Here is a 9,548-nt window from a genome sequence, read left to right on the forward strand (position 1 = left end):
TTTTTATTTTTCACTTCCATCTTTTTTAAGTAGCCAACGTGAGTTTCTTGAACTACCAATACGATAAACGTATTCTGCATCTTTGAGAAACTTGCTTGTGTAAGTACTATTCTTGTGTTCTAGGAGAGTTGTTAGATCATCATTTGATGCTTCTCCAAATTCAATTAAATAATCGTACAATTTAACGTGTTTTGTTGAAGTTGTTGTCACAGAAAAAGTTTTTCTTATATCGAAGAATTCATTCCATTTAGGGTTTACACGTATATAAACTCCATCTTTACTTCCGCAAAACTCAAGTTGTTCTATACTCTCAACTGACTCTTTTAAAGATATCCAAGCATTTGTTGAAAGGGAGCGAATCTTTTTCTGAGCTTCATTCACAGAAATTACTCCTTTCCTATACAGACTATTAATTAAAATCAATTCGATTAACCCATAGGTATCAGGATTAGCTTGTACTAAAACAAATATTCCTGGCAAAACTGATTCTGCTTGCATAGCAACTTCTACACAATCAAATGATTCTCCAAACTTCGGAAATTCCCTTCCATATATTAAAGAACCTAGACCCATTCTCTTAACACCCATTCCAGCTCTATCAACAAGCTGAAACTGCATCAGGAGTCTAGCCAAAGCTTTATTTCGATGTCTTGGCTGATGAATTACAATATTTTCTGATGTAACTCCACCATAGAAGCTACCTGGATTAGTAATAGTTATTTTTGCAAAATCAAAATCAACAGATATCATTCCATCTATTGAATAATTCCTATGGACAATAGCATTAATAAAGGCTTCGTGAAATGCAATATCATCAAGAACCGGTACATTATAAATTTTATCTTTAAATTTAATTTCTTGATTTTCATTGCAGATGCTAAAGTCTTGTTTAGCGAACTTTATAGACTTCCAAATACATTCTTCCCATACCTTATTTAGAAGAAGTTTTCCCGATCTGGTTTTGCAACTAAATCTATATTCGTAAATGCCTAGCCATTGTCTTATAAAATCCGATTTGCCCAGAAATAATAGTCCAGCTTTTGTGAGATATCCGTTATTTGTAGCCCCAATTGCCTCTAAGAAAGCAGATTTATTAGGCTGAGATTCTACAGGATAATTTTTTCTACTACAATAATCTTCATAAGCTTCATCCAATGCACTAGCTTCTAAGCAATCAATCACATTTAAATCTAATAAATCTGCACTCCAATCATAATTTTGTAAATTATTTACTGCTGTCCTCACTTCATCAGGCTCCATAGGACGGCTTGATCTTCCATCTCTAATGCAAACCTTACCACTTGATGTGGTTATCAAAGAATCTCGTCGATGTGGAACATGAATAATCAAATAAAACTTACTTTCAAAGTCTAAATATTCAACATATATTTCCAGAGATGGTTTTAGCTTTCCTTTTAGACGCTGCTCAATTTCAATAACGTCCCCACGTTCAAAACCAACAAGTTGACTGATCCAATTTTTATGAACTACATTAGAACTGTCTTTAATTCCAATAATGATAATTCCACCGCGAAAATTGGCTAATGCTGAAACTTCTTCAGCTAAATCTTTAGCATTATGCAGTGCTTGAGTATCCCTATACTCTTTAAATTCAATTTCTTCGCTTTCAAGATACTCACTTGGCGTTACTTTACAAGCAGCTATTATTTCTCTTATTGAGTCTTGGTCTTTGATCCTCATAACTTTTGAATCCAGTGTTATCCGTGGATTTAGGTCTATTTATGACAAAACTGTACTGTTATGATATCCCCAAATTACACGATTGTCGGCTCAATGCCAAAAAAGCGATCGCGTTAGATCAATATATATAGGCAGCAATTACACGTAATGGCTCTAACGTGTAACTTGATCCTGTCGGTGTAAAATGAGATGGTTGGGTGGCTCAACTGCATCTTAGTAGCGATTTTCAAGTTATACGCTCACCAGTAACTCAAGCTGCATAATGACAAAAGTGAAGCATGAAGGCTCTGTACGTCCGCTCCACTGGGTTGTTATGCCCCAAAGCCGAAGCGATCCATTAACTCTCACACACTGAGCAAATCCATGCAGTGTATCGTGAAACTCTTGTATAATATTCAACTGCCCCGTAAAGCCCATACGCCTCATCCTCATGGTCTTGCCAGGAACTTACACCTGCAACTAGAAGTTTGCCTTGTTCATCGATCAGGGCTGGACTACCACTATCACCAATCCCAGATACTCCCTCAATTGAGGTGCAATTTGGGGGTGCATCAAAGCGAAACTTAATCCAATGGTCGTCCACTTCATCAATCAAATTTGTGGCTTTGCGAAGCCTCTTATCTGTCCCGATTGTGCCGAGCTGTCCATTACCATAGTCGCCTCGACCCAGTAGCAGCACTTCTTGCCCCAATTCGGTTTCACCTTCATACAAGTCAAATGTACCAATCTTATTGACAGGTGAATTAAGTTTGACTAGTGCAATATCGTCTACATCTCCCGGTTGCTCTCCCACAAAATCTGGGTGTGGCACAATTGTTTCAATGATGTAGTTATTGTTAGCGATCAATATCGTGTGATTATCCGGGATATTTCTTGCAGTATGTGCAGCAGTGAGAATCCATAATGGAGTGATAAGTGTTCCTGCACCGTCGCCCTTGAAAAAAGTGATAATGCCTGGGTAATCATCTTCATTAACCAGGGAGTTTTGGTCTGGAACATCATGTCGGATGATCATACTGCTAGCTTTTATCCCTCAACATATACTACAATATACTACTTTAGTAACTGAGAGAGCAAGCAGCTAATTTAGCGGTTGTTCTTACACCACTTAATAATCAGTATCTCACCTAGCTTCTACCAATATCTTCGAGCAACCTAAGCTCTAGGCTTTGACGGACAAGATTCAAGCGATTGCCCAACTCATAACTCAATCGGCATAACTATTTATTATGCGGAAACTTTTTACATAACTACCCTTTAGAGGGTGATTATACAAAATTTTTCTATATAACATTCATATTCCGGTATTATAGGGAATTTTTCCGTTTAACTACCTTAATTAAGCTGATTATATAGAATTCTTCCACATAACATCCTCAATTAAAATCTTTTGCGGAAAGTTTTTGAATATCAGTGCAAATAAAATACTTCTAAAGTCCGTAAATTTTATAGTTGGCTTATCGTCTTGGCTCTTGAATCATGCAGCACTACACATTTGGGCTATTACGTGTAATGTAGCTGTCAAAGTCTTATCAATTCATTGATGCCCCGGCGCTCATGCCGACAACTAACGCCATAAAAATACCCCCAGAATATGGGGGCTATTGATGTGGTTCATGTTCCTTAATGGACAGAAGAGAATATACTGAAAACGGCTAATAGCTGGACTTTTGCTTGAGCGGCTGGAAGCTTTGTTTAATAAGACTTTTAACTATTATTGAAAAGTCAAGTTTCAAACCGTTTTTAGTATAATAAATCTCACACTGCGTTTCTATCCCGCCTCGGAATGAATTCCGAGTCTCATAGCCCAAGTCCACTCAAGTGGACTTTCGCTATCAGCCCTGAACTGAAGTTCAGGGCGGGATGTCGGTGAGTGTGAGAATTTCACTCTGACAAAAATGTGGCTAGAGAATTTTTCGACTTGTGTATATAGAGTAGGCTTGCCAGGAGGGGAGTAAAAACGTACCGTTGGCGGAGTTATAGCAGGAATTATAAGTGATTAACCTAACTTGATACAAGTCTACTCACATAAAAGTGTCGATTTGTACATAATAGCTGAGGCTTTATTAAAAGTAAAAAGTCCTTTTTTAGGTAATTGCTGACACTTGTGCTTCAACAAGTTTAGCAATGGCTGAAATTAATTCTTCTGGATTAAAAGGCTTAGATAGATGCATCTGAAACCCAGCTTTTAGTGCTTCTTGCTGGTCTTCGTTTCTAGCAAAAGCCGTCAAGGCGATCGCTGGAATTTGTCCACCTTGTTCTGGTGTCCAAGTTCTCACTTGACGTATTAACATATAGCCATCCATATCGGGCATACTAATATCGCTGACCAACACATCTAGCTTTATCTCTGCTAGGGCTTTTAATGCTTCACAAGCGGAAGATAAAGCGATAACAAAAGCCCCATCTTGCTCTAATACAAAAGCAGCAAAATCTAGCGAATCAGCATCATCATCGACAACTAAAATCCGAACGCCAGTGAGAGGTAAAGACTTAGAAGTTAAGAATACAGGGTCATTTTGTTCATCCGTCGGGCTTGGGTTTTCATCTTGCAGAAGCGGCAAACTAACAGTAAATGTTGCCCCTTTGTTTTCACCGTGGCTATCTGCTTTAACAATGCCGCCATGTGTCTCAATGATATTACGCACAATTGCCAATCCCAATCCTAATCCACCAAAATTTCTTGTAGAGCTACTATCTGCTTGGCGGAAGTAATCAAACACGAATGGCAAAAACTCAGCGCTAATTCCTTTACCTGTATCGCTAACTATGATTTGAGCATAGCCATCAGCTTGCTTTAATTGCATTTGTATTTTTCCTCCCTTGGGTGTAAATTTTACAGCGTTAGAAAGGAGATTCCAGACGACTTGCTGCAAACGAGTAGAGTCGCCCATAACTTCCCCCATAAGGGGTTCAAATACTGTACTTACCTCAATTAATTTTGTTTGTGCTGCTAAACGCATTGTCTGTAGTGCAGACAATATTGTAGACTCTAGATTAATCTTCGTAATATCCAGCGTCAGTTTGCCCTGTAAAATTCTGGAGATATCCAGTAAGTCTTCAATGAGTTGAACCTGTAAGTTGGCATTCCGCTCGATTGTGGCTAGTGCTTCAGATGTCTTCGTTTGGTTTAACCTGCCGGTTTGCAACAACTTTGCCCAGCCGAGAATTGCGTTTAGTGGAGTGCGTAATTCGTGAGAAAGGACGGCTAAAAATTCATCTTTAATTCGATTGGCTGTTTCTGCTTTAGCTCGTGCTATTTGTTCTAATTCCAGCAGGTGTGCCCGTTCTTCAAGTATTTGTTTTTGTTCGTGGATATCTGTACATGTTCCAAACCACTTTACTACAATACCTTGCTCATCTTTGAGTGGTAAACCTCGCGCTAGCTGCCAACGATAGGAGCCATCAGAAGCCCGTTTAAAGCGATATTCATTATTATATATAGTGCTATTTTTTACAGCATTAGACCAAACTTCATCAGCATTTTGGATATCATCTGGATGCAATGCAGTCAACCAACCAGAACCCAAGGACTGCTCTAATGTTAGCCCAGTGTATTCGCACCAATTTTGATTAAAAAAATCACATTCACCGTTAGGATTAGTTGTCCATACAAGTTGAGGAATTGCCTCAGCCAAGTAACGGTAACGTTCTTCACTTTGTCGAAGAATTTCTAAGATGCGTTGGCGTTCAAGGATTTCTTGTTGTAATTGCTCATTTGTCTTGGTAATTTCATTGGTACGAACAGCAACCATTTCTTCGAGATGATTCTGGTATTTTCGCAGTTCCTTCTCTACCCGTAAGCGTTCGCCTATTTGTGTTTGAAGTTCTTGATTTGCTTGTTCTAGTTGAGCAGGGCTAGGAAGTGCCAGTGCTTGGGGAACTAAAGGTACAAGTTGTACTGCTGTAATTACAGATATTAGTGCAGTTACTGCTTTGACAAACCCTGATACCCAATAGGTTGGATGCCAAAGCGTCCAAATCTCTATTAAATGAGTGGTGCCGCAAGCTACGATAAAAGCACTAAACAACAGAAAAATCCAATCAAAGGGCAAATCCTGTCGCTTGTGAACAAAGTAGAAGAGTGTAGCTGGAATCGAGTAATAAGCTAGTGCAATGAAAGCATCAGATAATATGTGTAACCAAACTAAATTCGTTTGCCATAGATAGCAGTGCCCATGTGGAATAAATGATCCCGATGTAAAAAAATTAGTCCACAATCCTGATATTATGTCTGACATAAACACTTAATTTTTTAATCTATAAAATTTACTAGTAAAGTTATTTTTTAATTAGCCCAATTTGCTCGCAAATCGGCATTAAGAGCTAACTGAAGGCGGCTTTGCTGTTAAATTTTCATTTTGGATTTTTCTTGTTCTTGCTTGATATAGCAGTTACTGCACAGAGAAGTACACATAAAATAATTAACCACATCTGAAGATATATCTCTTCAGGGGTGCTGTGCGCCCCTACCGATGTACCTCATTTAAATGAGAATCGCTATACTATTTTAGTATTAAAATATTACTGAAAGCTCCTGGTCAGGAACATATCTTCCCCATAGCCGCCCAATTGCACGATATTGTAGAGAATCCGTCGGCGTTATCGGTTGATTATTTGATGATAAATGCTGTGTACTGGTAGTAATATTCATGCTGAAACTCTTCAATATGTAGTTGACATCTGTCGTGAAACTAAAAAATATTTTGGTAATATTTTCTGAATAAAATCTCAATAATTCATTTAGACTACTATGATCACAACTCAAGTAACTATCCGGCAATATCTACAAAGACAATCCTCTACTCCTTGTTTCACGAACAGGCTGTGTCTCTTGAAGTGGTTGTGTCTGCTGGAGGTATTCTGATAATACCTCTGATGCTTTGTGCCAAAGGTCAATATCTTCTCTCAATACTTCTCCGACATGAATTGGTGAATACTCTAACTTACCTTGATGAACTTTATCCACTGCTACACGAAATATTTCACCCCTTGTATCATGTGTATACACTAATTCTTTACCCTGTTTTATCAAAGTAGATTGTTTAAATCTCAGACTATCTTCACCACTATCTTTGAGAATATGATTGGTTATACCCACAGCGATAGGCACAGCTACAGTTAACAATTCCTGCTTGAGTTGCTGTTGTTCTGTGGGTGATAATTTAGATTTAAGTTGTTGTGATGCTAAATTAGATTCAGCAATTAACACCAATGCTCTAGCTTCCTCCTGGCTCCATAAGGCTGGGCTGGCTTTTAAAATTTCTTCAACCTCATGGGCAGGTTGACCATCGGTGAGAGCTTTGGCTGCAACTGCTTTATCTCGGTCTGTGACTAATTCACGTTCACTACCAGTACTGTATTGCCTATATAACTCCAATGCTTGCTCAGAAGTTAGTGAAGATTTCATTTCCGACATGGATTCAGATTGATTAGCAGAGTTTTGGAGATTATCTATAGCTTTAGTGGACGATGAATAGTCTATTCTCTGCCGATGATTCCCCATAAATTGAGCATTTTCTAACATTTTAGTCAGGCGTTGAATTTCGCTGTCGTCCCGTTTGGGGTCATAGCTTACGCCTAATTCTGTTTGAATCTTTTTAAAAGAACACTTATATTTATTGAGATTTCCTCCCTGTTTCCATAGTAGTCGGGGCGAACCATCTTCATTAACTGAGCCAATATCAATGCCAAACTTAATACCCCTAACCCCGCCGTGACCGTAATAACTGACGATAGCTTTAACCTGATGCTCTCTCCATAAACGCTCAATTAGTTGGGGCATTGTGGGTTTATTTACTGCCACTTGCTCAATCGCCCGTCGCATTATTTCTTCGCCTGGAAGTCCCAAAAGTTCGACTCGTTCCAGTTGATTACGAGTCATAGCCTTTTGCTTGCTCTCCCAACTACTTGGGATTTGGGTTAGCTGAAATTCTCGCTCTAGCAGTCGGGCGGAGTGTTCCGAATGGGCGTAATTGTTCCAAGTGCGGATAGATTTACCATCTAGGTTATTAACTCTAGATGCAACAATGTGGGTGTGGTCGTGTTCTTTGTCTGAGTGCCGCGCTATAAAGAAGTCATAAGCTGGTAGTTCTGTCTCAATAAATTCATCAACTAGCTGGTTTAGTTTGGTATCAGCTATCCTTTTATCTGGCTGTTTAACTTGGGATTCATCACCTTTAAGCTGCGACAGCACAATGACTGATGCCAAGTGACGTTGAGAGAGATTAGCTAATTCGTCATCATTTAGCGTTCTATCATTTTTCGGTACACTAAGCATTAAGTGATAGCAGGGGTCTTTAAGTTGGGGGTTAAGATGGGCTGATAGGGTAAACTGCTCTACCAGTTAATTGGTAGAATAACCGTACATATTTCCACCAATAATTTTGGCTTTCTCTTTCTCTATTACATATTTAGTAGTGCCACGAAATGATTTATTAGCTTTTATTTTGGTAATCATTGCTCTGCCCTTCTACCGATGCTTGAGTGAGTGCTTGGCGAGTTTGTGATAAAAGTGCTGTCAGTTCTTCAATAGTTCTCAGATATGATTTCACCTCGTTAGTCAAAGGTTGGCTACCAATTTTCACAGCTTCGTTAATAGCTCTGGTCTGCTGATTCAGGTTGTTACCAATCTTCTTTAACTCATAGATAGCCTGTCGGTTAACTTCGGGAATGACTAACTTAGGATGTGGTAGAGGGTAATCAAATAATCTCGCTCTAATATAGTCGCTTTGCACCACTCCACTGCACCGTTGTTCTAGTCTAGCTTTCTCGGCATAGCTAGCCCTAAACGTAATGGTTATTTCTCGCTTTTCATCTGGTGCTACTGACCGATTGGTTAATGTGTCAGCTAGTTGATTACTGAGGTTTGTACGGGGGTCAGGCTGCATAATTAGTTAGGTGTTTAGCTATCTGAATCTTTATTTTTCACCGGGTTATTCGCTGTAGCTGCGCTGGCACGCAGTGCCACGCAGGTAGGCGAATAACCCGGAACTTATTATTGACTTATTAACCCCTTGAAAAGAATGGTTTTTCGGGGGTTTGGGGGACACCCCCAACAAGCAACCACGCCGCTTTTACCGAAGGTAAAAGTAGCACGTAGTGCGTTACGGCGTATTGGTTGCCTATGCCCCCACGACAGGACTGAGGTAACGAGAGCCAGGAGGCACAACGAAAGACGGGGGGAGTACGAGACTTGGGCGACCTACGATTGACTCTGTGCAACAACAAGAGTGTAACCGAGGGCAGGGTCTATTTAACAATGCTGCCAACACCCTTTGATATCAGAGTGTTGATTCATGGGTAACTGCTTTTTTAGACTAGTCTACCTCACGAGGATACAAACCCTCTTTTATTGATATTCGTCACATCACGACAAAAAACTTAAACTTTTTCTGACCACAATTTTTTACAATGGAATGGTTTGTTACTACTGGTGGCTATGTCTCGCAAACCGAAAGCTGTTCCTTTGTCGAAAATAGAAGATATTCAAACCAGTCTCAAACAGAAAGCGGCAACTCCTAAGACTATCAGCCTGTCTGATTTAGTCCTCAGTTTGGCTAAACCTATTCAAGATATGTTAGATGCTGGCTACTCTTATGACGATGTTTCTGATGTGTTTAAAGGTCATGGGGTAGAACTAGCGGCCAGTGGTCTGAAGATTTTTCATAAAAAAGCTTCAACAATAACGGAGAATAGTTCGAGTAATTTATCATCAGATAAAGCGGTTGAAGAATCAGTTAATTCTGACTCCGAGCCAGAATCAACTGATTCTTCAACCACAACTAACAATGATGTTCCAGCAGTAGAGGTAGATAGTTCACCACCTGATAGTAGTGAACTATCCT

7 protein-coding genes are annotated in these 9,548 nt (G+C 39.4%); 1 reads left to right on the forward strand and 6 read right to left on the reverse strand.

What is annotated here, in order from left to right; all coding sequences use genetic code 11:
• Positions 1 to 3 precede the first annotated feature (3 nt).
• From F8S12_RS04430 to F8S12_RS04455, 6 genes are all read right to left on the reverse strand, one after another.
• Positions 4 to 1,701: an RNA-binding domain-containing protein gene (locus F8S12_RS04430; protein WP_196515072.1), complete on the reverse strand. Its 1,698-nt coding sequence runs from the start codon at positions 1,699 to 1,701 to the stop codon at positions 4 to 6.
• 337 nt (positions 1,702 to 2,038) lie between these two features.
• Entirely contained in the window at positions 2,039 to 2,716 is a 678-nt protein-coding gene (locus F8S12_RS04435; RefSeq protein ID WP_196515073.1) for a S1 family peptidase, read from the reverse strand.
• Between the two features lie 1,072 nt (positions 2,717 to 3,788).
• Positions 3,789 to 5,942: a hybrid sensor histidine kinase/response regulator gene (locus F8S12_RS04440; RefSeq protein ID WP_230967788.1), complete on the reverse strand. Its 2,154-nt coding sequence runs from the start codon at positions 5,940 to 5,942 to the stop codon at positions 3,789 to 3,791.
• A gap of 275 nt (positions 5,943 to 6,217) precedes the next feature.
• Entirely contained in the window at positions 6,218 to 6,355 is a 138-nt protein-coding gene (locus F8S12_RS04445; RefSeq protein WP_196515074.1) for a hypothetical protein, read from the reverse strand.
• A gap of 132 nt (positions 6,356 to 6,487) precedes the next feature.
• Positions 6,488 to 7,981 carry a relaxase/mobilization nuclease domain-containing protein gene (locus F8S12_RS04450; RefSeq protein ID WP_230967789.1) on the reverse strand — a complete coding sequence of 498 codons (1,494 nt, stop codon included), beginning with the start codon at positions 7,979 to 7,981 and terminating at the stop codon, positions 6,488 to 6,490.
• Positions 7,982 to 8,138: 157 nt separating this feature from the next.
• Entirely contained in the window at positions 8,139 to 8,591 is a 453-nt protein-coding gene (locus F8S12_RS04455; RefSeq protein WP_196515075.1) for a plasmid mobilization protein, read from the reverse strand.
• A 551-nt stretch (positions 8,592 to 9,142) separates the two neighbouring features.
• Between F8S12_RS04455 and F8S12_RS04460 the strand changes: the two genes are divergently transcribed.
• Positions 9,143 to 9,548 (forward strand): hypothetical protein (locus tag F8S12_RS04460; protein WP_196515076.1); only part of this gene is annotated, 406 nt, incomplete at its 3' end.

Source organism: Nostoc sp. WHI (assembly GCF_015714725.1).
Classification (GTDB): Bacteria; Cyanobacteriota; Cyanobacteriia; order Cyanobacteriales; family Nostocaceae; genus Nostoc.